The 22,787-nt window shown below is 68.5% G+C and carries 22 protein-coding genes; 4 read left to right on the forward strand and 18 right to left on the reverse strand.

All coding sequences use genetic code 11. The features are described 5' to 3' along the window. Nucleotides 1-24: 24 nt before the first annotated feature. On the reverse strand, nucleotides 25-1,242 hold the full coding sequence (locus ACFVDO_RS05860; RefSeq protein WP_378857027.1) for a hypothetical protein: 1,218 nt from the start codon (nucleotides 1,240-1,242) through the stop codon (nucleotides 25-27). Further along, on the reverse strand, nucleotides 1,224-2,297 hold the full coding sequence (gene dapE, locus ACFVDO_RS05865; RefSeq protein WP_378857029.1) for a succinyl-diaminopimelate desuccinylase: 1,074 nt from the start codon (nucleotides 2,295-2,297) through the stop codon (nucleotides 1,224-1,226). Before dapE ends, ACFVDO_RS05860 begins: the two co-directional genes overlap by 19 nt. Nucleotides 2,298-2,342: 45 nt before the next feature. Between dapE and dapD the strand changes: the two genes are divergently transcribed. Together dapD and ACFVDO_RS05875 are read left to right on the forward strand one after the other, a co-directional pair. Beyond that, on the forward strand, nucleotides 2,343-3,296 hold the full coding sequence (gene dapD, locus ACFVDO_RS05870) for a 2,3,4,5-tetrahydropyridine-2,6-dicarboxylate N-succinyltransferase (protein ID WP_378857031.1): 954 nt from the start codon (nucleotides 2,343-2,345) through the stop codon (nucleotides 3,294-3,296). Nucleotides 3,297-3,617: 321 nt separating this feature from the next. Next, nucleotides 3,618-5,135, forward strand: a complete 1,518-nt coding sequence (locus tag ACFVDO_RS05875; RefSeq protein ID WP_378857033.1) for a DEAD/DEAH box helicase — start codon at nucleotides 3,618-3,620, stop codon at nucleotides 5,133-5,135. Nucleotides 5,136-5,234: 99 nt separating this feature from the next. Here ACFVDO_RS05875 and ACFVDO_RS05880 read toward each other — a convergent pair whose 3' ends face one another. Continuing rightward, a complete protein-coding gene (locus ACFVDO_RS05880) occupies nucleotides 5,235-5,558 on the reverse strand; it encodes an SHOCT domain-containing protein (RefSeq protein ID WP_378857035.1) in 324 nt (107 codons plus the stop codon). A gap of 21 nt (nucleotides 5,559-5,579) precedes the next feature. After that, nucleotides 5,580-6,152 carry a TetR/AcrR family transcriptional regulator gene (locus tag ACFVDO_RS05885; RefSeq protein ID WP_378857037.1) on the reverse strand — a complete coding sequence of 191 codons (573 nt, stop codon included), beginning with the start codon at nucleotides 6,150-6,152 and terminating at the stop codon, nucleotides 5,580-5,582. 154 nt (nucleotides 6,153-6,306) lie between these two features. Here ACFVDO_RS05885 and ACFVDO_RS05890 point away from each other — a divergent pair, with 154 nt between their 5' ends. Further along, nucleotides 6,307-7,737 (forward strand): MFS transporter, encoded by a 1,431-nt coding sequence (locus tag ACFVDO_RS05890; RefSeq protein WP_378857039.1) that lies wholly within the window; start codon nucleotides 6,307-6,309, stop codon nucleotides 7,735-7,737. A 61-nt stretch (nucleotides 7,738-7,798) separates the two neighbouring features. On the opposite strand, the gene ACFVDO_RS05895 is transcribed toward ACFVDO_RS05890, so the two are convergent. The 6 genes from ACFVDO_RS05895 to ACFVDO_RS05920 form a co-directional block, all read right to left on the reverse strand. After that, nucleotides 7,799-9,088 carry a citrate synthase gene (locus tag ACFVDO_RS05895; protein ID WP_378857041.1) on the reverse strand — a complete coding sequence of 430 codons (1,290 nt, stop codon included), beginning with the start codon at nucleotides 9,086-9,088 and terminating at the stop codon, nucleotides 7,799-7,801. A 167-nt stretch (nucleotides 9,089-9,255) separates the two neighbouring features. Beyond that, a complete protein-coding gene (gene dapC, locus ACFVDO_RS05900) occupies nucleotides 9,256-10,368 on the reverse strand; it encodes a succinyldiaminopimelate transaminase (RefSeq protein ID WP_378857043.1) in 1,113 nt (370 codons plus the stop codon). A 3-nt stretch (nucleotides 10,369-10,371) separates the two neighbouring features. Next, nucleotides 10,372-10,692, reverse strand: a complete 321-nt coding sequence (gene fdxA, locus ACFVDO_RS05905) for a ferredoxin (RefSeq protein WP_378857045.1) — start codon at nucleotides 10,690-10,692, stop codon at nucleotides 10,372-10,374. Between the two features lie 9 nt (nucleotides 10,693-10,701). Further along, nucleotides 10,702-11,100 carry a histidinol dehydrogenase gene (locus tag ACFVDO_RS05910; RefSeq protein WP_378857047.1) on the reverse strand — a complete coding sequence of 133 codons (399 nt, stop codon included), beginning with the start codon at nucleotides 11,098-11,100 and terminating at the stop codon, nucleotides 10,702-10,704. Between the two features lie 22 nt (nucleotides 11,101-11,122). Beyond that, nucleotides 11,123-11,437, reverse strand: a complete 315-nt coding sequence (locus tag ACFVDO_RS05915; protein WP_378857049.1) for an AzlD domain-containing protein — start codon at nucleotides 11,435-11,437, stop codon at nucleotides 11,123-11,125. After that, nucleotides 11,434-12,162: an AzlC family ABC transporter permease gene (locus ACFVDO_RS05920; protein ID WP_378857051.1), complete on the reverse strand. Its 729-nt coding sequence runs from the start codon at nucleotides 12,160-12,162 to the stop codon at nucleotides 11,434-11,436. Before ACFVDO_RS05920 ends, ACFVDO_RS05915 begins: the two co-directional genes overlap by 4 nt. 65 nt (nucleotides 12,163-12,227) lie before the next feature. Here ACFVDO_RS05920 and ACFVDO_RS05925 point away from each other — a divergent pair, with 65 nt between their 5' ends. After that, on the forward strand, nucleotides 12,228-12,776 hold the full coding sequence (locus ACFVDO_RS05925) for a helix-turn-helix domain-containing protein (protein WP_378857053.1): 549 nt from the start codon (nucleotides 12,228-12,230) through the stop codon (nucleotides 12,774-12,776). Between the two features lie 27 nt (nucleotides 12,777-12,803). Here the strand turns inward: ACFVDO_RS05925 and ACFVDO_RS05930 are convergent, their stop codons facing one another. From ACFVDO_RS05930 to ACFVDO_RS05965, 8 genes are all read right to left on the reverse strand, one after another. Beyond that, the gene (locus tag ACFVDO_RS05930; RefSeq protein ID WP_378886840.1) at nucleotides 12,804-13,691 is read right to left on the reverse strand and encodes a phospholipase; all 888 of its coding nucleotides are present in this window, start codon (nucleotides 13,689-13,691) and stop codon (nucleotides 12,804-12,806) included. Nucleotides 13,692-14,003: 312 nt separating this feature from the next. Then, nucleotides 14,004-15,917 (reverse strand): translational GTPase TypA, encoded by a 1,914-nt coding sequence (typA, locus tag ACFVDO_RS05935; RefSeq protein ID WP_378857057.1) that lies wholly within the window; start codon nucleotides 15,915-15,917, stop codon nucleotides 14,004-14,006. Between the two features lie 89 nt (nucleotides 15,918-16,006). Continuing rightward, on the reverse strand, nucleotides 16,007-16,777 hold the full coding sequence (locus ACFVDO_RS05940; protein WP_378857059.1) for a CPBP family intramembrane glutamic endopeptidase: 771 nt from the start codon (nucleotides 16,775-16,777) through the stop codon (nucleotides 16,007-16,009). Nucleotides 16,778-16,866: 89 nt separating this feature from the next. After that, a complete protein-coding gene (locus ACFVDO_RS05945; protein ID WP_378886841.1) occupies nucleotides 16,867-17,433 on the reverse strand; it encodes a PH domain-containing protein in 567 nt (188 codons plus the stop codon). Then, nucleotides 17,430-19,109, reverse strand: a complete 1,680-nt coding sequence (locus tag ACFVDO_RS05950; protein WP_378860111.1) for a dipeptide ABC transporter ATP-binding protein — start codon at nucleotides 19,107-19,109, stop codon at nucleotides 17,430-17,432. Before ACFVDO_RS05950 ends, ACFVDO_RS05945 begins: the two co-directional genes overlap by 4 nt. Beyond that, complete coding sequence (locus ACFVDO_RS05955; protein WP_378860110.1) at nucleotides 19,106-20,044, reverse strand: ABC transporter permease; 939 nt, start codon at nucleotides 20,042-20,044, stop codon at nucleotides 19,106-19,108. The genes ACFVDO_RS05950 and ACFVDO_RS05955 overlap by 4 nt, the downstream gene beginning before the upstream one ends. Beyond that, nucleotides 20,037-20,963, reverse strand: coding sequence for an ABC transporter permease (locus ACFVDO_RS05960; RefSeq protein WP_378860109.1), 927 nt, complete (start codon nucleotides 20,961-20,963; stop codon nucleotides 20,037-20,039). The genes ACFVDO_RS05955 and ACFVDO_RS05960 overlap by 8 nt, the downstream gene beginning before the upstream one ends. A gap of 94 nt (nucleotides 20,964-21,057) precedes the next feature. After that, nucleotides 21,058-22,716 carry an ABC transporter substrate-binding protein gene (locus ACFVDO_RS05965; protein WP_378860108.1) on the reverse strand — a complete coding sequence of 553 codons (1,659 nt, stop codon included), beginning with the start codon at nucleotides 22,714-22,716 and terminating at the stop codon, nucleotides 21,058-21,060. Between the last annotated feature and the right edge of the window lie 71 nt (nucleotides 22,717-22,787).

Below are 22,787 nucleotides of genomic sequence, written 5' to 3' on the forward strand. Positions count from 1 at the left end.
TGCGCGCCTGTGCACAGAACGTCATCAGGGCACCTGCCAGTAGGTCTGACCGAGCCCGTACATGAAGTGGATCCAGGCCCACTGGCCCAGCAGACACAGGCCGAGCACCGTCATCCGGTACCACCGCGAGCGAGGGACGGCCACGGCTCCCCACAGCGGGGTGAGGGGCATCAGCAGTCTGAAGGTGCTGGACTGCGGGAAGAACACGGCCAGCAGATACAGCAGATAGCTCGCGCTCCACAGGCGCAGGTCGGGGCCGATCGCGCGCACGACCCGTGCATGCAGCAGCGCGTAGGCGATGCCCACCACGAGCAGGACGAGCGCGACGAGGCCCATCCAGTCCGGTATCCCCCATTGCGTGAACCAGAACTGGGATGCCTGCACGAATCCGTCGAACGGCAGAAACGAGTCGGTGCCCATCCCCCAGTTTCGCCGCCAGGCGAGCTCGGTGGCGAGATAGGCGTTCGGCTGCCCGGTCACGACTGCCGCGATCGTCTGCCAGGCGAAGCCCACGAGCGTGGCCAGCGCGCCGAGCGCGACGATGTGCACGATCTCGCGCGCCGGCAGCGGATCGCTCCCCCGGCGCAGCCACCGCATGATCCCGACCAGTCCGAGGTACAGGGCGAAGGCGAGGATGCCGGGGCGCGTGAACCCCATCACGGGGATGAGCAGGTACAGCCATCCGTACCGACGCCGAGCGACGAGATCGAGCGAGACGAGCAGCAGCAGCACGAACAGCGACTCGGCGTACCCCACCTGGAACATCGCCGCCAGCGGCCCTGATGCGAAGAACACGACCGCCCACATCGCTGCGGAGCCGCCGATCCGCCCGCGCAGCAGTCGGTGCAGGGCGAGACAGGCGAGATAGCCCGCCACGAGAGAGATCGCGAGTGCGCCTGCGCCCCAGGACCCGAAGACGAGCCCAAGCGCCTTGGCGGCATATGCGAATACCGGCATGAACGCCCAGCCGTTCTCCGCGACGTCACCGGCGTCGGTGAGCGGGAGCTCGGTCGGGTAGCCGTTCTCTGCGACGAACCAGTACCACTGCGCGTCCCAGCCCAGCACGAAGTCGTCCAGGCCCGGACCTGCGCCGAACCGGGACAGCGAGGTCGACTCCTCCGCCGCCGCCATCAGGAAGAAGGTCGTGATCACGCGGGCGATCACGTAGACGACAGCGATGCGCAGCGCGACCGGCAGCCGCACCCACCCGCGGATCGCCGGCGTCAGGACGCTGTCAGCCACGCGCGCAGTCCGCGCTCGACGGCGTCGATCTGCGCGACCGGCACCCGCTCCTCGTCGTGATGCGCGAGATGCGGGTCGCCGGGGCCGTAATTCACCGCCGGCACGCCGAGTGCGGAGAAGCGGGCGACATCGGTCCACCCGTACTTCGGCCGAGCCTCGGCGCCGACGGCGGCGAGGAAGTCCCTCGCGATCGGGGCGTCGAGCCCGGGACGAGCGCCGTCCGAGGCATCCGTCACCTCGACCTCGAAACCGGCGAACACACTGCGCACGTGGGCCTCGGCCTCGGCGGCGTCCTTGTTCGGCGCGAACCGGTAGTTGACCTCCACCTCGCAGAGGTCGGGGATGACGTTGCCCGCGACACCGCCACTGATCTTCACGGCGTTCAGGCCCTCGCGATACACGAGACCCTCGACGGGCACCTCGCGCGCACGGTACTCGGCGAGCCTGGCGAGGATCGGCGCCGCACCATGGATCGCGTTCTCCCCGATCCACGACCGAGCGCTGTGCGCTCGCACGCCGTGAGTGCGCACGACCACGCGCAGGGTGCCGTTGCATCCGCCCTCGACCTCGCCGTTCGACGGTTCGCCGAGGATGGCGAAGTCGGCCTGGAACAGGTCGGGGCGCACGGTCGCGAGCAGACCGAGGCCGTTCTTCGACGCCTCGACCTCTTCGTTGTCGTACCACATCCAGGTCACGTCGACGGTGGGCTCGGTGAGCTCGACCGCGAGCTTCAGCTGCACGGCGACGCCGGCCTTCATGTCGACGGTTCCTCGACCCCACAGGAACGGCTCACCATCGATTTCGATGTCCCGGGTCGGCAGGTTCTCGTTGATCGGCACGGTGTCGATGTGCCCGGCGATCACCACGCGCTGCGGCCGGCCGAGGTCGGTGCGGGCCACGATCGTGTTGCCGTGCCGGATGACCTCGAGGTGGTCGCTGCGGCGCACGACCTCCTCGATCGCGTCGGCCAGCGCGCGTTCGTCGCCCGAGACGCTGGGGAAGTCACAGATCGCACGGGTGAGTTCGAGGGAGGATGCGGACGGATCGAGCGCCATGACTCTCAGCTTAGTTCGAGCGTTCAGATGCTTTACCGTTGAGGGATGAGCACTGAGCGCACTGTCTGGGGCATCGGCCTGTCGACCATCGCCGCTGACGGCACCGTTCTGGATGCCTGGTACCCCGAGCTCGGTCTCGGCGAGCCGGATGCCGGCGACGCCGCGGCCGCCGCCGCGACCTGGGGCGCCCTCGCCGATGTCGACGAGCGCCGCGCCGTTCGCACCGAACTCGTCCAGCTGTCGATCGACCTGGATGTCCCGGTCTCGTCGACGGTCGACGCCTACCTCCGTCTGCAGGCGCTGTCGCGCCTGCTGGTGCGTCCGAACGACCTGAACCTCGACGGCATCTTCGGCCACCTGCCGAACAACGCCTGGACCAGCGCCGGTCCGATGCAGCCCACCGAGGCCGCGCGCCTTCGTCCGCTGCTGCAGCAGCACGGCATCCAGGTGCAGGGGGTCGACAAGTTCCCGCGTCTGACGGACTACGTGCTGCCTGAGGGCGTGCGAATCGCGGATGCCTCGCGCGTGCGCCTCGGGGCGCACCTCTCCCCCGGCACCACCGTGATGCACGAGGGCTTCGTGAACTTCAACGCCGGCACGCTCGGTGCATCCATGGTCGAGGGGCGCATCTCGCAGGGCGTCGTGGTCGGCGACGGCAGCGACATCGGCGGCGGCGCATCCATCATGGGCACGCTGTCCGGCGGCGGCACGCACCGCGTCTCGGTCGGCGCCCGGTCGCTGCTCGGTGCGAACGCCGGCATCGGCATCTCTCTCGGTGACGACTGCGTCGTCGAGGCGGGCCTGTACGTCACTGCCGGCACCAAGGTCGTACTGGCGGATGCTGCGCCGACCGCCGACGGCGGCCGTCCCACGATCAAGGCGGCGGAGCTGTCCGGCCGCGACGGCATCCTGTTCCGTCGCAACTCCGTGACCGGCGCGATCGAGGCCAAGCAGCGCGCGGGCGTCGGCGTCACGCTCAACGAGGCCCTGCACGCCTGAGCGCGAGGCGCAGCTCCGCTCCTCTCATTCCCCGCCGACCCCGGGCGCGGATGGATTTCGCAGGCCAGGATCCCTCGTCGGCGCCGAAACCCATCTGCACACGAGGTGCGTTCTCCATCCGCCCGGCCCTTCCCAGCTCTTCGAACGCCGCGCACTGCTAGGATCGTTCCGACGCCCCTCGCTCTGCAGCGAGTCGTCTGCGTCGTCGACATCCTCCCGCGCCCCAACGGCGTCGGCATCTCGAACGGCGAACCGATGCGCGATCCCGCGCCGTCGCCCAACCTGCGCAACGAACTGCGCCCCTTTCACGGAGATACCCCTATGCCTTCCTTCCTCGACCTCGGCGTGCCCGCGCCGCTCGCCGCCGTGCTCGCCGCCGACGGCAAGACCGAGGCGTTCGCCATCCAGCGCGACACGCTTCCCGACTCCCTCGCCGGCCGTGACCTGCTCGGCCGCGGCCGCACCGGCAGCGGCAAGACGATCGCGTTCGCCCTTCCGCTGGTCGCACGCCTGACGGATGCTGCACAGCGCAGCCGCCCCGGGCACCCGCGCGGCCTCGTGCTCGCCCCCACTCGCGAGCTGGCGACCCAGATCGCCGCGACCGTGACTCCGCTGGCCAAGGCCGCAGGGCTGAAGGTCACCACGATCTTCGGCGGTGTCAGCCAGCGTCCGCAGGAGCAGGCGCTGCGCGCCGGCGTCGACATCGTCGTGGCCTGCCCCGGCCGCCTCGAGGACCTCATGAAGCAGGGCGTCGTGAAGCTCGACGCCGTCGAGGTCGCCGTGCTCGACGAGGCCGACCACATGGCCGACCTCGGCTTCCTGCCCGGAGTGACCCGCATCCTCGCGGCGACGCCGCAGGACGGTCAGCGTCTGCTGTTCAGCGCGACGCTTGACCGCGGCATCGACGTGCTCGCGAAGCGCTTCCTGCACAACGCCGTCAGCCACGAGGTCGACGAGGCAAGCGTGCCCGTCGGCGAGATGACCCACCGCGTTCTGCTCTCGGCCGACGCCGAGGCCAAGAAGCAGCTGGTCCAGGACCTCGCGTCCGGCACCGGGCGACGCATCCTGTTCACCCGCACCAAGCACCAGGCCAAGAAGCTGGCCAAGGTGCTGACCGCCGCAGGCATCCCCGCTGTGGACCTGCACGGCAACCTCGGCCAGAACGCGCGCGAGCGCAACCTGGCGGCCTTCTCGGCAGATCCCGCCGAGGGCGGCGTGCGCGTGCTCGTCGCGACGGATGTCGCCGCGCGCGGCGTGCACGTCGACAACGTCGAGCTGGTCGTGCACGTGGACCCGCCGATGGAGCACAAGGCGTACCTGCACCGCTCCGGCCGCACGGCGCGCGCCGGTGCCGCGGGCACCGTGGTCACCGTCGTGCTGCCCGAGCAGCGCCGCGACACCAAGGACCTGCTCCGCAAGGCGCAGATCACCGCGGACTTCGAGCCGGTCACCCCGGCGATCGTCGAGGGGCTCGTCGGCGAGCGTGCCGCCAAGGTCAAGTACGTGCCTGTCGTGAAGCAGCAGCAGGGCGGCGGCCAGAAGAAGGCCAAGCCCGCCGGCCAGAGCGGTCAGCCGCAGGGCAACGGCGGCGGTCGTCGTCGCTCCGGCGGTCGCGGCTCCGGCTCCGGCTCGGCGCAGGGTTCCGGTGAGCGTCAGGCCCGCGAGGGTCAGCGCCAGGGCGGCCAGCGTCAGGATGCCGCGGGGCGGTCGCACTCGCGCGGACAGAGCGGTCAGACCCGCTACACCACGCAGTCGAGCGCTCCGGCGTCCGAGGGCGCGCGCCGCGCCCCTCAGCACCGCCGTGCTCAGCGCGCCTCCGGCGCGCCCCGCACGCACTGATCGCGCTTCGAGCGCTCAAGGATGGAAACGGCGGCTCGGACGCCCTCGGAGCCGCCGTTTCCATCCCTCAGCCCTGCCCGCGGCCGCGCGGCGTCGTCGTCAGCCCTGCAGCGCGCTCGCTCGCGCGGCGACGTGTTCCGCATCCGTGATGACCCCGCGGCGATGCAGGTCGTCGAGCTCAGCCAGCCGCTGCTCGAGCGCGGCTGGTGCGGGCGCGGCGGCCGGGCGCAGCAATTCACTGTTCATCACCTGGGCGGCCATCTGGGTCTCCATGGTGAGCGGGTCGTAGCCGGCGTCTTTCGCGGTCTTCCAGTTGCGCCGGATCACGATGACCAGGAACACGATGAACCCGACGAAGAGCAGGCCGAAGAGCACGAAGCCGAGGCCGATCAGGACCGGGAAGATGACGAAGGCTGATTCCACAGCCGGATGCTATCGCACCGGTCAGCGGCGGATCGCGTTGATGGCGAGATTGATGACCCGCTCGCGCTGCGCCTCGTCCTCGAAGGAGGCGACCGCGGCGACGCCGGAGACCAGTTTGACGACGTCGCTGATGGTGACGCCCAGGTCGACCTCGCCCGCCTGCTGGGCACGGGTGAGCAGCGGCTCCCCCGCCTCGAGCATGATGTAGCGGCACTGGGTCAGCACGGACGACTCACGGTTCAGCCCGTCGAGCAGTGCGTGCTTGGTGCCGACATAGACGATGAAGTGGTCGAGCCAGGCGCGCAGCGCCTCCCACGGCTCCAGCGAGGACACCTCACGAGCGGATGCGGCGAGGGCGTCGACCTCGCCGAGGTACAGCGTCTCGATGAGGTCGTCACGGGTCGGGAAGTTGCGATAGAGCGTGCCGATGCCCACCCCTGCACGCCGCGCGATGTCCTCGAGCGAGGCGTCGGAGCCGTCTTCGGCGAAGGCCTGACGCCCCGCCGCGACGAGGGCGTCGAAGTTCCGCGCCGCATCGGCGCGCTTCGGCCTGCGCTCCTCGAGAAGAACGGCTGCCGGTGCGACCGTCGTCATGCTGTCCTCCAGGTGCCGGAAAGGCGGTCTCGAAAAAGTTCGTCGAAGTGGTTGCGAACCGGAGGCTTCCTCCGCTAACTTCTAAACGGAGGGCTCCTCCACTCGGAGCCACTCTCCGATTCTACCTCTCCTCTTCGCAAGATCGGAAGGACCCATGACCATCCGCTCGACCACCACCCGCGCGTATGCGGCCGTCGCCGTGAGCGTCGCCTCGATCGCCCTCCTCCAGAACCTCGTCATTCCCGTCATCCCGATGCTCGAATCCGACCTGCGAGTCAGCTCGGACGCCGCCACCTGGACCATGACGGCCTGGCTCATCGCCGCCGCCGTCGCCACTCCCCTGCTCGGGCGCGTCGGCGATCTGCGCGGCCGTCGGGCGACGCTTCTCGCCGTGCTCGCCGTCGTCATGCTCGGCGACCTCGTCGCCGCCCTGGCCCCGAGCCTGGGCGTCCTCATCCTCGGCCGCGTCCTGCAGGGAGCCGGAGGTGCAGTGTTCCCGCTCGCCTTCGCACTGCTGCGCGAGTTCATGCCGCCCGAGCGGCTCACCGCCGCGATCGGCTCCGTCAGCGCACTCATCGGCATCGGCGGCGCGGCGGGCAGCGTGCTCGCCGGCCCGCTGTCGGCCGCGATCGGCTGGCGCGGACTCTTCGAGGTGGCCCTCGTCGCCGGAGCGATCGGCGCCCTGCTGACGGTCGCCTGGATCCCGCGCTCCGACATGCGCGCACACGGGCGCCTCAACACGCTCTCCGCCGTGCTGCTGTCCGGCTGGCTGGTCGCCCTGCTGTTGCCGCTCGCCTCTGGCGCGCGCTGGGGCTGGACGAGCGCAACGACGCTCGGCCTGTTCGCCCTCGCCGCCGTGCTGCTGGCCGCCTGGGTGTTCTCCGAGCTGCGCTCCGCCGACCCTCTGGTCGACATCCGGATGCTCGCGCACCGCGCGATCTGGCCGGTGAACGCGGCCGGACTGCTCATCGGCGTGGCCGTGTTCGGCTTCTGGGGCTACCTGCCGCTGTTCCTCGAGGTGCCGGCCGACACCGGCTGGGCGCTCGGGCTCACCGTGCAGACCGCGGGGCTCGTGCTCGTGCCGTTGCTGATCGGCATGTCCGTCGCCGGCTTCGCCACCGGCGCGCTCACCCGCGTGCTCACGCTCCGCGCCCAGCTGGTGCTCGGCGGCCTGCTGATGGGTGCCACCGTAATCGGCGCTGTGCTGTTCCATTCGGCGGTCTGGCAGCTCGCCATCGCCGGGGGCCTGTTCGGCATCGGCGTGGGTGCCGCGTACGCGGCGATGGCCAGCATCATCGTCGAGGGCGTACCCGCGGCGAACGTCGGAATCGCCACCGGCGTGAACGCCAACCTCCGCTCGATCGGCTCCGCGATCGGCTCCGCCCTGATGACGGCGATCGTGTTCAGTGCGCTCGACCCGGCAGGTCAACCTCTCGAGCGCGGCTATGACGTCGCCTGGATCACCATCGCTGTGGTCGCCGTCGTCGCCGCGTTGATCGTCGCGATCGTTCCCGCGGCGCGCCGCACCGCCACCCCGGTGCAGCTCTCCACGGGAACGCAGCAGGTGCTCGCGGACGCCGCCTGACGAAGCGGAACGGCCCCGGCATCCGAAGAGCGGATGCAGGGGCCGTTTCCGTGCGACCGGATCATATGCCAGGGTACGAGCGCTCCTGGGCGCCGACGTAAAGCTGCTGAGGACGGCCGATCTTGGTCTGCGGGTCGAGCTGCAGCTCGCGCCACTGCGCGAGCCAGCCGGGAAGCCGGCCGATCGCGAACAGCACGGTGAACATGCGGGTCGGGAAGCCCATCGCCTTGTAGATCACGCCGGTGTAGAAGTCGACGTTCGGGTACAGGCGGCGCTCCTGGAAGTACTCGTCGGCGAGAGCGATCTCCTCGAGCTCCTTCGCCAGGTCGAGCAGCGGGTCGCTGACGCCGAGCGAGGCGAGAACCTCGTCCGCGGCCGCCTTGACGAGCTTGGCGCGCGGGTCGTAGTTCTTGTAGACCCGGTGCCCGAAGCCCATCAGCTTCACGCCCTGCTCCTTGTTCTTCACGCGCTCGACGAAGCGCTGAACGCTCTGACCCGACTCGCGGATCTGACCGAGCATCGTCAGCACTGCCTCGTTCGCACCGCCGTGCAGCGGGCCCGACAGCGCCTGGATGCCGGCGGAGACCGAGGCGAACTGGTTGGCGCCGGTGGAGCCGACCAGGCGGACCGTCGACGTCGAGGCGTTCTGCTCGTGGTCCTCGTGCAGGATCAACAGCAGCTCGAGGGCCTTCGACATGACCGGGTTGACCTCGTACTCCTCGCTCATGACGCCGAAGTTGAGCTTCAGGAAGTTGTCCACGAAGCTGAGCGAGTTGTCGGGGTAGAGGAAGGCCTGGCCGACGCTCTTCTTGTGCGCGTAGGCGGCGATGACCGGCAGCTTGGCGAGCATGCGGATCTGGTTCAGCTCCACGTGCTCGGGATTGTTCGGATCGGACGCGTCCTGATAGTAGGTCGACAGCGCGGCCACCGCCGACGACAGCACGGCCATCGGGTGCGCATTGTCGGGCAGCGCCGAGAAGAAGTGCTTCAGATCCTCGTGCAGCAGTGTGTGCTTGCGGATCTGCTCATCGAAGCCGGCCAGTTCGTCCGCCGTCGGCAGCTCGCCGTAGATCAGCAGCCACGCCACCTCGAGGTAGGTGCAGTTCTTGGCGATCTGCTCGATCGGGTACCCGCGGTAGCGCAGGATGCCCTTGTCACCGTCGATGTAGGTGATCGCGGACTTCGCGGAGGCCGTGTTCACGAAGCCGTAGTCCAAGCCGGTGAGTCCGGTCTGGCGGGTCAGAGTCGAGAAGTCGATGCTCCCCACACCCGAGGTGGGCTGAAGTACGGGGAACTCGGCGGTCTTGTCGCCGACGGTGAGAGTCGCCTTCTCCGGCAGAGCTGTGCTCACGCCAAACCTCCTGCTGAATCGAAGTCGCGTGCGGACGAAAAAGTCTTGATGCGCCTGTTCGGCGCGTACCACGGGCCTGGGGGCGACCGTATGGCTTTTACAGCCTAGTCCGGCGAGGAGCCAACTGTGACATCCGCCAAGGTACTGCAGGATCCGCCAGAGGGAACCTACAGTGCGGCCGCACGCAGACGTGCAGCCCCCGCCTCGATCCGCTCCAGCGGCGCGGTGAGCGAGAGACGTACGTGGTCGCCGGAGAACCCGCCGTAGAACGGACCGGGTCCGGCGAGGATGCCGAGATCGGCCAGCCTGGCCATCGACTCCCAGGCGTCGCGACCCTCGGTCACCCACAGGTAGAGCCCGGCTTCGGAGCCGTCGATGCGGAAGCCCGCCTGCTGCAGCGCGGGGAGCAGCACGTCGCGCCGCGCGCGGTACAGTTCCTTCTGCTCTGCGACGTGCGCATCGTCGCCGAGCGCCACCGCCATCGCGTGCTGCACCGGCTGGGGCGGCATGAGCCCCAGATGCTTGCGGGCGGTGAGCAGGTCGGCGATGACAGCGCGGCATCCTGCCACGAACGCCGCTCGGTAGCCGGCGAGGTTCGACTGCTTGCTGAGCGAGTACACGCTCAGCAGGCCCGCCCGCGTGCCTCCGGTGACGCGCGGATCGAGCACGGAGGGCACGGGTTCTGCGGCCCAGGGCCCGTCCCAGCCGAGTTCGGCGTAGCACTCGTCGCTGGCCAGGATCGCGCCGAGCTCGCGCGCGCGGGCGACGGCCGCGGCGAGCTCGTCGATCGTCCAGGTGCGCCCGTCGGGGTTGCCCGGGGTGTTGATCCAGATCAGCCGGGTTCCCTCCGGCCACTCGGCCGGATCATCGGCAGGCAGCGCAGTCGCGCCCGCGACGCGGGCTCCCACCTCGTAGGTCGGGTACGCGACGCGCGGATGCACGACGATGTCGCCGGCGCCGAGGCCGAGCAGCGTCGGCAGCAGAGCGACGAACTCCTTGGAGCCGATCGTGGGCAGCACGTTGGAGGCCGTGAGATCGGGCACCCCGCGGCGACGCGCGTACCAGTCCACGATCGCCTCGCGCAGCGCCGGCGTGCCGACCGTCTGCGGGTAGGCATGCGCATCCGTCGCCTCGGCGAGTGCGCGCCGCACGACCTCGGGCGTCGGGTCGACCGGCGAGCCGATCGACAGGTCGACGATTCCGTCCGGATGCTGCGCGGCACGCTCACGGAACGGGACGACCGCGTCCCACGGGTAGTCGGCGAGATCGCGGACCGACACCGGTCACTCCCCCTGGGGCGGAAGCACGGCGACGACCGGGTGGTCGTGGTGGATGACGCCGACCTTGGCGGCGCCGCCCGGAGACCCGATCTCGTCGAAGAACTCGACGTTGGCCTTGTAGTAGTCGGCCCACTCCTCGGGGAGGTCGTCCTCGTAGTAGATCGCCTCGACGGGGCACACCGGCTCGCACGCACCGCAGTCCACGCACTCGTCGGGGTGGATGTACAGCGAGCGCTCGCCCTCGTAGATGCAATCGACGGGGCATTCGTCGACGCAGGCGCGATCCTTCACGTCGACACAGGGCAGGGCGATCACATAGGTCACCCACCCAGTCTACGGCTGATCGACCGTCGCCTCGGGTCGCTTCGCGGTCGCCCGCAGCCTGGACAGATCGGGGAACGCGACGACCATCAGGACGATCGCGGCGACCACGAAGATCCAGATCTGGCCGAGCGGGGTGTTCGGCACGATGACCGACCCGCCCGGTCCGCGCTGCGAGATCACGAAGATCAGCACCAGCATTCCGATTCCGGCGGCGAGTGCCGCCCAGCGATCATGCGTCAGCGCGCGAAGGGCGATCAGCAGGGCCCCGCAGGCGACAGCGCCGAGGAGCATGCCCACCGGGATCGGACCCCACGTGAAGCTGTGGGCGATGGTCGCGGCGGTGCCGTACACCGCGCCGGCGACGGCAGCGGCGATCCAGGAGAGGCCGCGGGAGATCCAGTGAGGCACGGGGAAAGCCTAGCCCGCCCGGCTATGCGGCCCAGCCCAGCATCCGCAGCACCGCCGCGACGATCGCGGCGGCGACCACGACGACGAGGAACGACTGCCGCAGCCAGAGCAGGCCGGCCGCGACGAGGACCGCCGGAAGCCGCGCGTCGACGACGATCCCCTGCCCGCTGCCGACCGTCTGCACGGCGACGAGCGCGGCGAGCAGCGCGACGGTGAGCAGGTCGGTGATGCGCGCGGGGCGGGGCGCCTCCATCACCTTCGCCGGGATGAGGTAGCCGAACGCCTTCAGAGCGACGCAGATGCAGGCGGCGAGCAGCACCGCACTCCAGACGCTCACGAGACCGCCTCCTTCGCCGGCATCTGATCGCGGCCCAGCCAGTTGAACCAGCCCACGACGATCGCCACGACGGCGGCGACGAGAACAGGCAGCCCCGGCATCAGCACCGGGGTGAGTGCGGCGGCGACCACAGCGGCGGCGACGCCGACGACGATCGCCTGCCGCTGCTTGAGTCGTGGCCAGAGCAGCGCGAGGAAGGCGGCCGCAGCCGCGGCGTCCAGCCCCCAGGCCCTGGGATCGCCGAGCACGTCCCCGAGCAGCGCCCCGACCAGCGTCGTCACGTTCCACCCCAGGTAGATACCCAGGCCCGTCACCCAGAACCCGAGCCGGGCGAGCCGCGGATCGTCCTGCGAGATCGCCACCGCGGTGGACTCGTCGATCGTGAACTGCGCGGCGGCGGCCCGGCGGCGGAGTCCGGTGCCGATGATCGGCGACATCCGCATGCCGTAGGCGACGTTGCGCACCCCGAGCAGGCCGGCCGAGGCGATCGCCGCGGGCAGCGCCGCCACTCCCCCGGACGCGAAGACGCCGATGAAGGCGAACTGCGAGCCGCCGGTGAACATCACCAGGCTCAGCACGCAGGTCTGCCAGACATCGAGGCCTGCGGCCACGGCGAGCGCGCCGAAGGAGATGCCGTACGCACTCGTCGCGATCGCGACGCCCAGCGCTTCCCGCCACACCACCGCGGAGCCCTCACGCACAGGTGTTCGATCTGTCGAACGCATGGACAACATTCTGAACGCGCGCAGATCGATCGTCAAGTCGAACGATCGTTTGCCATACTGAACGCATGGACGATCTCCGCGAACGCATCGCCCGGGCCCTGCGCCGTGAGCGCGAGGCATCCGGCATCTCGGTGTCCGAGCTGGCCAGGCGCGCCGGCGTCTCGAAGGCGACGGTCTCGCAGCTCGAGAGCGGCGCGGGAAACCCCAGCGTCGAGACGCTGTGGGCGCTCGGCGATGCGCTCGGGATCCCCTTCGCGACACTGGTCGAGGAGCGCACCACCGCGCCGCGGCTGATCCGCGCCGACGAGCACGCCGGCATCCCGTCGGCCGCGGCGCCCTATGTCGCCACGCTCCTGTCCGCCTGCCCTCCGGGTGCGCGCCGCGACATCTACATCATCCAGGCCGAGCCCGGCGAACCGCGGCGCTCGCTCCCCCATCACCTCGGAACGACCGAGCATGTGGTGCTGCTGAGCGGTTCAGCGCGACTGGGCCCAGCGGATGCCGCGGAGCTGCTGCATCCCGGCGACTACATCTCCTACCCGGGCGATGCCGCGCACATCTTCGAAGCGCTCGAGCCCGGAACCAGCGCAGTCCTGCTCTCCGAACTTCGGTGAGCAGGACTGCGCGGGACTGTCTGAGTATCAGTACCAGTTCATCGCCTGGGAGTGACCCCACGCGCTGCACGGCGTGCCGTACGCACGCTTGATGTAGTCCAGGCCCCACGAGATCTGCGTGGCCGCGTTGGTGCGCCAGTCGCTGCCGGCCGCCGCCATCTTGCTGCCGGGCAGCGCCTGCGGGATGCCGGTGGCGCCGCCACTGTTGTTGTACGCCTTGTAGTTCCAGCCGGACTCCTTGGTCCACAGTGACGCGAGGCAGGAGAACTGGTCGCCGCCCCAGCCGTAGCGGCTGGACATCATCGCGCGGGCCGTGGCCTTCGCGCCCTCGGGGGTGTTGTTGCGAACCAGCGCGGCCGCGGCTGCGGCAGCACGCTTCTTCGCCTCGGCGGCCTTCTTGGCTGCGGCGTCCGCCGCCGCCTTCTTCTGCTTGGCCGCCTCGAGCGACTGACGCAGCTCGGCCGTCTGCTCGACCGTCTCCGCCGTCTCGTCGGCGACGCCCTTGGTGCCGAGCACGATGCGCATTCCCGAGTCGCCGCGGGTGGTGGCGAGCGTGGTGATGCCGGCAGCGAGCTCGCTGGTGTCGACAGCCGTCGTTCCCTTCGGGTCGAGCGGGAGACCGACCGTGGCGACCTCGAGGGTCGCAGCCTGTGCGTCGCGCAGCGCGCCCTGCGCGTCACGCAGGGTGCTGACGGCCTCGGTCTTGACCGAGGAGCCCTTCGTGGCTGCGGAGGCCGTGGCGTTCGGAGCAACGGCGGCGAACGTCGCGATGGTGGCAGGGTGCGCGTCGGTGTTCTCCGCGGCCGATGCCATCGAGGCGGTGCCCGCCGTGACCGCGATGGTCAGGATCGCGGCGGCCGCGATGCCGATGGCGACCGGCTGCCGGCTGGTGACGTCGGCGTGTGCGCGCGCCATCGTGGCGGCGCGTCGGGACGCACGGGTAGTAGGGGTGTCAAGCATGAGGGTGTCGACTTTCGGGTCGTCGTCGGCCCGGACCCCGCACAGGGCTGCTCATCGGGAGCGGTATCCCGGGCACGGCTATCGACTTTGGTATGCCAACCTGGACGGACCTTGGCTGATTCCGGTGAATCGCGGCGTCAAGCTATCGGGAAAGTGTGTTATGAGATCGTGATTATTGGACCTCGGCCGTCCGAGATCGTCCCGAATTCTCCCTGGATACACAGAAAAGCCCCGGTCGGAAACCGGGGCTCTTCTGTGTCGAACGGGTCAGGCGTTCGCGTCCTGGCGCTTCAGACGCGCGGTCTCGCGGGCGCGGATCGTCTGGTCCAGAGTGACCTTGCGGATGCGCACCTTCTCGGGCGTGACCTCGACGCATTCGTCCTCGCGGGCGAACTCCAGGCTCTCCTCGAGCGAGAGCTGACGGGGCGGGGTGAGCCGCTCCAGCTCGTCCGCCGTGGAGGAGCGCATGTTGGTGAGCTTCTTCTCCTTGGTGATGTTCACGTCCATGTCGTCGGCGCGCGTGTTCTCGCCGACCACCATGCCTTCGTAGACCTCTTCGGTCGGGTTCACGAAGAAGCTCATGCGCTCCTGCAGGGCCATCATCGCGAACGGCGTCACGACGCCGGCGCGGTCGGCCACGATCGAGCCGGATGCGCGTGCCACGATCTGTCCGGCCCACTCGTCGTAGCCGTGCGAGATCGCGTTGGCGATGCCGGTGCCGCGGGTGACGGACATGAATTCGGTGCGGAAGCCGATCAGGCCGCGCGAGGGCACGACGAACTCCATGCGCACCCAGCCGGTGCCGTGGTTGCTCATGCCCTCCATGCGACCCTTGCGGGCAGCCAGCAGCTGAGTGATCGCGCCGAGGTACTCCTCGGGGGCGTCGATGGTGAGGTGCTCGAAGGGCTCGGTGACCTTGCCGTGCTCGTTGCGACGCGTGACCACCTGCGGCTTGCCGACGGTCAGCTCGAAGCCCTCGCGGCGCATGTTCTCGACCAGGATGGCCAGCGCCAGCTCACCGCGGCCCTGCACCTCCCAGGCGTCCGGGCGACCCACGTCGACCACCTTGAGCGACACGTTGCCGATCAGCTCGCGGTCGAGGCGGTCCTTCACCATGCGCGCGGTGAGCTTGTGGCCCTTGACCTTGCCCACTAGCGGCGAGGTGTTCGTGCCGATGGTCATCGAGATGGCGGGGTCGTCGACGTGGATGGCCGGCAGCGGACGCACGTCCTCCGGGTCGGCGATGGTCTCGCCGATGGTGATGTCGTCGAAGCCCGCGATGGCGACGATGTCGCCGGGGCCGGCGGACTCGGCGGGGTACCGGTCGAGCGCCTTGGTCATCAGCAGCTCGGTGACACGAGCGTTCGCGTGCGAGCCGTCGTGGCGCACCCAGGCGACCGTCTGGCCCTTCTTCAGCGTGCCGTTGAAGATGCGCAGCAGCGCGAGGCGGCCGAGGAACGGGCTGGAGTCGAGGTTGGTGACCCAGGCCTGCAGGGGCGCCTCGTCGTCGTAGGTCGGGGCCGGGACGTGCTCGAGGATCGCAGCGAACAGCGGCTCGAGGTCGTCGTTGTCGGGCAGGGTGCCGTTCTCGGGGCGATTGGCGGAAGCCGCGCCGGCGCGGCCGGACGCGTACACCACAGGCACGTCGAGCAGGGCGTCGACGTCCAGATCAGGGACGTCGTCGACGAGGTCTGATGCCAGACCCAGCAGCAGATCGTGCGCCTCCTCCTCGACCTCCGCGATGCGGGCGTCGGGGCGGTCGGTCTTGTTCACCAGCAGGATGACGGGCAGCTTCGCCTCGAGCGCCTTGCGCAGCACGAAGCGGGTCTGCGGCAGCGGCCCCTCGCTGGCATCGACCAGCAGCACCACGCCGTCGACCATCGACAGCGCGCGCTCGACCTCTCCACCGAAGTCGGCGTGGCCCGGGGTGTCGACGACGTTGATCGTCACCGGAACGTCGGTGTGGGCACCGTTGTACGTGATCGCCGTGTTCTTGGCGAGGATCGTGATGCCCTTCTCACGCTCGAGATCGTTCGAATCCATCGCGCGCTCTTCGACGTGCGCGTGCTCGCCGAAGGAGCCGGTCTGACGGAGCATCGCGTCGACGAGCGTGGTCTTGCCGTGGTCGACGTGAGCGACGATTGCGACGTTACGGAGGTCCGGGCGAAGGGCATGCGCCATGAAGGTGTCCTAAACAGGTGGGAGAAGCGCCGGGAAACCGACGTTCCAGGATAGCAAACGCCGCTGAGTGGCTCCCGAATCCGGGCGTGTCACCCCGGCAGCCCGAACAGAGCGGGCCATGTCGCGGCCGCCCAGGGGTACCCGACGAAGGCCGTCGCGTCGATGAGGAAGTGCGCCACGAGGAACGGCAGCAGCCTGCCGGAGCGCGAGAACAGCCATCCGAACAGCAGGCCCATGGCGAGGTTGCCGACGAACGCCCCCGGCCCCTGATAGAGGTGATAGCTGGCGCGCAGGATGCTGGTGGCGATGATGATCGACCAGGTGCCCCAGCCCAACTGCCGCAGCCGGGTGAACAGGTAGCCGAGCACCACGAACTCCTCCTGGATCGAGGCGCGCGCCGCCGAGAGCAGCAGGATCGGCACCGTCCACCAGTGCGCCGACAGGCCGCCGGGGTCGACGGCGACGAAGAGTCCGAAAGCTCGGCCCGCGAGGTACAGCCCTATGCCGGGGATGCCGATCGCGAGCACCAGCAGGATGCCGCGACCGGTGTCGCCTGCGACCCGTGTGCCGTCCAGCCCCAGCCTGCCCAGGTGCGGGCGGCGGTCCTGCCAGAGCAGGAAGCACACCAGCAGCACCGGCACGATCGCGAAGCCGAGACTCAGCACCTGGTAGATGAAGTCGAACGCTTCGCGGTCGCTGCGCGACGGGTTGAGGGTCGCTGTCTGATCGGCCAGCGGCACGGAGTCGGTCAGCCGATAGACCAGCTGCACGATCGAGTAGATCGCCGACTGCCCGAGGCCGAGCGCCAGCACGATCGCGATCTCCCACCACAGGCGGGCGCGTCCTTCGTCAGAGCTCATGCGCGGCTCCTGAGCGAGGAGTGCAGCGACGAGACGAAGGGCGCTCAGGAGTCGTTGGGGCCGCGGTCACGTGCCGATGCTACGCCGGGTCAGCGGGTGAGGAGCACGGCGATGACGGCCCAGACCGCGATCACCACGAAGGCGATCACGGCCGGCCAGTCCCACGTGCGCCTGATCGGGGCGTCCGCCGCGGCATCCGCCTTCGACTGCCGCTCCTGGATCTCCGCCAACGCGCGCACGCCGGCCGGAACCTTCACGCCCTCGACCTCGCGCTCGCGCTCGGTCTGCCGGCGCGCGCGGGAGTGCGCGGGGCCGCCCATCGCGGTGACCTTCGAGTCGTCGTCGAGCAGGAACTCCAACTGCCAGCGGAAGTCGGCCTTGCGCAGGCGCTTCCACCCGAACGAGGTACGACGCAGCATGTTCTGCACCGTGACACCGGCGTCGTCGACGCGCACGGACGAAGCCGCCGAGGCCTCGTAGATCACCCACAGCGCCAGCAGCGGCCACGGGGCGATCAGCAGCATCAGCGACCAGCTGCCGCGGATCACGGCGTCACCCAGAAGGAACAGCACGAGCACCGCGGCGACGAAGAACGCGACGATGCCGGTCGGCGTGCGGAACGTGCGCACGCCGACCGGCGATTCGGAATCGGTCACGCCCCGGCACCGCCGAGCGGGATCGAGGCTCCGGGGATCGCCTGCAGCAGGCGATCCGTGTACTCCTGCTGGGGGTTGGCGAAGATCTCGTCGACCGTGCCCTGCTCGACCAGCTTGCCCTTCTCCATGACGCACACCAGGTCGCTGGACACACGCACCACCGCGAGGTCGTGGGTGATGAACAGGTAGGTCAGGCCGAGCTCGGTCTGCAGCTCGGTCAGCAGGCGCAGGATCTGGGCCTGGACCAGCACGTCGAGGGCCGAGACGGCCTCGTCGAGGACGACGACCTCGGGCTTGAGCGCCAGCGCACGGGCGATCGCCACGCGCTGCCGCTGTCCGCCGGAGAGCTCGTTCGGATAGCGCGTCGCGAGCTCGGGCGGCAGTGCCACCTGGTCGAGCAGCTCCAGCACCCGCTCGCGCCGCGACGCCTGATCGCCCACCCCGTGGATGTGCAGCGGCTCAGCGATCGTGTTGCCGATGTTGCGCAGCGGGTCCATCGATCCGTACGGGTCCTGGAACACCGGTTGCATGCGACGCCGCAGACGGAACGCCTGCGCGTTCGACAGGTGCGACACGTCCTCACCGCCGACCTCGATCAGGCCCGAGGTCGGTGTCTCCAGCTGGAGCACCATCCGCGCGACGGTGGTCTTGCCCGAACCGGATTCGCCCACCAGCGCCAGCGTCTTGCCGCGAGGGATCTCGAAGCTGATGTCGTCGACCGCCCGGAACAGCTCGCTGCGGAAGTTGCCCTGCCGGATCTTGAAGTCCTTCGTGAGCCCCTCCACCTTGACCATGGTGGCGCCGGTCAGTTCTTCCGCATGCTCCAACCCGCGGTCCTCGACCTCGGCCTGGATGCGCTGCGACGCCACGCTCGGCGCCGCAGCGACCAGCCGCTTGGTGTACGGATGCTGCGGATCCTCGAGGATCTCGCGGCTGGGACCGGACTCCACGATCTCGCCCTGGTTCATCACGATGATCTTCGACGCCCGCTCGGCGGCGAGCCCGAGGTCGTGCGTGATGAGCAGCACCGAGGTGCCACGGTCGCGGGTCAGCGAGGCCATGTGATCGAGGATCACGCGCTGCACCGTGACATCCAGTGCCGAGGTCGGCTCGTCCGCGATGAGCAGCTTCGGGTCGGCCGCGAGGCCGATGCCGATCAGCGCACGCTGCCGCATGCCGCCGGAGAACTGGTGCGGATACTGGTGCAGACGGCGCTCGGCGTCTGCGAGCCCGGCCTGCTTGAGTACCTCGATCGCACGCGCCTTGGTGTCGGTCCGGTTCCGGGACAGTCCGTTGGCGCGGATCGCCTCCTTCACCTGGAAGCCGATGCTCCACACCGGGTTCAGGTTCGACATCGGGTCCTGGGGGACGAAGCCGATGTCGCGCCCGCGGATCTCCTCCATGGACCGGCGGCCGAGATTCGTGAGCTCGCGCCCGTCCATCGTGATCGACCCGCCGGTCACCTTGCCGGTGCCGGGGAGCAGGTCGACGATCGCGGCCGCGGTCGTGGACTTGCCTGAACCGGACTCACCCACGATCGCCACGGTCTCGCCGGGGAAGATGTCGAAACTGACGCCGTGCAGCACCTCGCGCTCGCCGTCCTGCCCGCGGAACGCGACCTTGAGGTCGCGAATGCTGAGCAGCGGCCCGTCGTCCGTGTTCGCTGTGAAGCTCATCGGGTGGCCCTCGCCCTCGGATCCATGGCGTCTCGCACGAGCTCGCCGAGCATGATGAACGCGAGCACCGTGATGGTGAGCGCAATGGACGGGTAGAGCAGCGACTCCGGTGCGATGCGCAGGTTCCGCTGAGCGTTGCTGATCTCACGTCCCCACGACATCACGTCGTCGGGAAGACCGACGCCGAGGAATGTCAGGGTCGCCTCCGCCACGATGCCTGCGGCCATCGAGAGCGTCGCCAGCACCAGCAGCGGCGCGATCGAATTCGGCAGGACGTGATACAGCAGCGTGGAGAACTTCCCGCGTCCCAGCGCGCGCGATGCGGTGATGAACTCGGACTGCCGGATTCTCAGCACCTCTGCGCGCACGACGCGGGCGGTGGCCGCCCAGGCGAACCCGCCGATCGCGAACGAGAGCGTGAAGACGTTGCGGTATTCCGAGAGCACGGTCATCACGACGACGGCCGCGAGGATGTAGGGGATCGAGAAGAAGATGTCGCCGATGCGCGACAGCAGCGAGTCGAGCCATCCCCCGTAGTAGCCGGCGAATGCGCCCATGACGAGCCCGATGAGAGCACCGATGAGTGCGGAAAGTAGACCGACACTCAACGATGTGCGCGCGCCCCAGACGATGCGGGAGTAGATGTCGCAGCCCAGGAAGGTGTACCCAAGAGGATGTCCCGCCTCTGGCCCGAGATTCTGGTTCGACAGATCACAGCGGGTCGGCGAGACCTGCGTGAAGAGCGTGGGCCACACCGCCATCAGCAGGATGACGAGCACGATGGCGATCGAGATCCAGAACATCGGGCGGCGCCGCAGGTCGTACCAGGCGTCGCGCCAAAGGCTGGATGGCTTCCCCTGCACTCGAACGGCGTCGGTGACGGGCTGCTCCTCGGGAATCGGAGCGACGTAGCGCGAGGAGTTCGGTTCAGACATAGCGGATCCTCGGGTCGAGAAGGCCGTACAACAGGTCCACCACGAGGTTCACGAGCACGTAGATGATGACGAAGATCGTGACGAACGACACGATCGTCGGTCCCTCGTGCTGGAGGGTCGCGTGGAACAGGACATTGCCGACGCCTGGGATGTTGAAGATGGCTTCGGTGACCGTCGCGCCGACGAGCAGCACGCCGAAGTTCGTCGCCGAGTTGGTGATCACGGGGATCAGGGAATTGCGCAGAACATGGACGGGCAGTACCCGATAGCCCGGGAGGCCCTTACTGTATGCCGTGCGAACCCAGTCCTGGTTCAGCGTCTCGATCACGGTGCCACGCATGAGACGCATGCTGGTGGCGTACAGGCTGAGGCCGAGCACGATTGCCGGCAGCCACAGGTCGCCCCAGTCGTTCTGCGCGCCCACCGTGGGCCGGAACCAGCCCAGTTTGATGGCCAGGAAGTACTGCGCGATGAAGCACATCACGAAGATGGGCATCGAGAGGAAGATCAGCGAGATGACCAGGTTGACGTTGTCGGTGATCTTGCCCTTGCGCAGTGCCGAGATGGTGCCGATGATGATCGACAAGACGAACTCGATGGCGATCGCCATGACGGCGAGGCGAGCGGTGACGGGCAGTGTGCGGGCGAGGACGTCGTTGACGGACTGCCCGGAGAAGGTGGTGCCCATGTCGCCGGTGAGCAGGCCCTTCATGTAATAGAAGTACTGCACGAAGAACGGCTGATCCAGGTGGTACTGGGCCCGGATCGCCTCGAGCAGGGCAGGGGCCGGCGGCTTGTCACCGAACAGCGCCGCGATCGGGTCTCCCGGCATCGCGAACACCATCGCGTAGATGAGCAGCGTCGACCCGATGAACACGGGGATCAGCTGCAGGATTCGCCGAAGGATATAGGAAAACATCCACTCTCCTTTCTTGGAGGTGAAGGCACTCTTGGCACGTCATGAGGCGACGACTGTTTCGAGTCGCCGCCTCATGACGTGCCTTACCGAATGCTTACTTCTTCGACTTGGTGATCTCGTAGTAGAGCGGCACGGAGTTCCAGCCGAACTTGACGTTCTGCACGTCCTCGCTGAAGCCGCCGTTCACGTTCTGGTACCAGAGCGGGATGGCCGGCAGGTCCTTGAGCAGCTGCTCCTGGACCTTGGTGTAGTCGGCCAGGGCTTCCTTCTCGTCCGACGCGGCCGCGCCCGAGGCGAGGTCCTTGTCGACGTCGGCGTTGGAGTAGTCGCCGTCGTTGGACGACGCACCGGTCGCGTACAGCGGGAACAGGAAGTTGTACAGCGACGGGTAGTCGGCCTGCCATCCGGAGCGGTTCGCGGTCTGGATCGTGCGCTTGCCGGCTGCGTCGCGGGCGTTGACCGCGGCACGCAACGTGGCGAAGTCGACGTAGGCCTTGCCGCCGGCGTCGATGTCGAGGGTGTTCTTGATCGAGTTGGTCACCGCGTCGACCCACACCTGGTGGGGGCCATCGGAGTTGTACGCGATCTCGAACTTGCCGTCCCACGGCGAGATCTTGTCGGCCTCGGCCCACAGCTTCTTCGCCTCATCGGGGTTGAACTTCAGCACGTCGCCGCCCTTGAGCTTCTCACCACCGCCGTCGATCACCGGGGAGGTGAAGTCGACAGCCGGGGTGCGGGTGCCGTTGAACACCTTGTCGGTGATCTCGTCGCGGTTGATCGCCATCGAGATCGCCTCACGGCGCAACTGGCCCTCTTCGCCGGAGAAGTGCTTGATCTGCTCGCCGATGGTGAACGACTGGAAGATCGCGGCGGGCTGGTTCACCGCGCGGTCGCCCAGTTCGTCCTGGTAGGTCGCGAGTGCCGACTCGGGGATCTGGTCGATCACGTCGAGGTTTCCGCCCTGGAGGTCGGCGTACGCGGCGTCGAACGAGGCGTAGAACGTGATCGTCAGACCGCCGTTCTCCACCTTGCGGTCGCCCTTGTAGTCGGGGTTCTTGACCAGGTCGATCTTGACGTCGTGCTGCCATGCACCATCGCCGGCCAGCTTGTAGGGGCCGTTGCCGATCGGGTTCTCACCGAACTTGGCCATGTCGTCGAAGGCGACGTCGGGCAGCGGGTAGAACGCCGAGTAGCCCAGGCGCGTCGCGAAGTCGTTCGCGACCGGGGAAGACAGCTCGATGGTGAAGGTCTGGTCGTCGACCTTCTTCAGACCGGTGAGCTCGGAATCTGCATCGGCCTTGAAGCCGACGATGTCGGCGAACCAGGACTGGTTCAGCTGCTTGTTCGACAGCTGAGCGCCCCAGTTCCACGCCTTGATGAAATTGTCCGCCTTGACCTCGGAGCCGTCGGTGAACTTCTGGCCCTTCTTGAGCTTGATCGTCAGCGTGGTGGGGCTGTCGACCTTGATGTCTTCGGCCATGTCGTTGACCAGCTTGCCGTCACCGTCGTAGAAGGCGAGACCGGCGAAGATCGCGTCGAGGATCTTGCCACCGCCGACCTCGTTGGTGTTGGTCGGGATCAGAGGGTTCTCAGGCTCGGAACCGTTGGTGGTGATGATGGCCGTCTTGTCGACGTTGGCATCGGATGCACCCTTGGAGGGTTCCGGGTTGGACCCCGAGGTGCATCCGGCGAGTGCGATCACACTCGTCGCCAGCAGTGCCGCACTCGCGAGTGCGATCTTCTTGCGCTTCACTTGTGTCCTCCTATGGACTAGGGCAAGTCCGTGCTCAGCCTCGAGCACGGTATGGATCGATTGTACGGTCC

The organism is Microbacterium sp. NPDC057741, from assembly GCF_042798735.1.
In the GTDB taxonomy this organism is placed as follows: Bacteria; Actinomycetota; Actinomycetes; order Actinomycetales; family Microbacteriaceae; genus Microbacterium.